Source organism: Psychrobacter sp. 1Y4, assembly GCF_051847555.1.
The window spans coordinates 1-624 of record NZ_JBPYDE010000766.1 but is presented as its reverse complement, the minus strand read 5'-3'; the positions used below and the strand labels follow the sequence as shown (position 1 = coordinate 624).

Annotated in this window: 1 protein-coding gene; it reads right to left on the bottom strand. The window is 38.9% G+C overall.

What is annotated here, in order from left to right; translation table 11 throughout:
* The coding region (locus tag ACS8FC_RS18770) for a hypothetical protein (RefSeq protein WP_439297903.1) at positions 1-624 on the bottom strand (624 nt) is incomplete at both ends.

Genomic DNA, 624 nt, shown 5'->3' with positions numbered 1-624 from the left:
GAGAGCTGATTTTTGCTCATCTGTTAGATTGTTAGGAACAGCGATCTCAAAGCTAGCGTTGCCATTATCGTCAGTGTTCATTGAAGTGAGGTTATCACCCTCCTTACCATTAACGATTAATAGTGCTGCTAAGGTTTTGTCAGAAAAATCAATGGTTATAGGTTGGCCACTGATCGCAACGTTGGTGGTTTGCGTACTGACACCAACACTCACAACCGCCGTATCGCCTTCACCATTCAAAGTATAAAACGGACGATTGTTAATCAGATTTGGATTATTTAGAACAGTTAAATCTACAGCTGGCGTAGTAATGGTGACGTTTTTAATGTCAGACGTATACGTTTCACCTTTTTCGATATAAGAGAGTTGATAGTTGATACCAATATCTTTGAGCTCATTACGTTTCTCATAGCTCAGACCTTCTGGAATGACGACCTTAAAAGTAGTTTCGCCATTAAAGTCAGTAATGTTACTGTCTGGACTAATAGTAACGCCATAATCATCAGCTTTTTTGCCAAGTAAGATACTGACATCTTGATTTTGTACAGCGCTATTAGTTTTGTTATTTAATAGCTTGACTTTAATAATGCCCTCACCACCAAACTCACTGATGCTTGGGGTGAT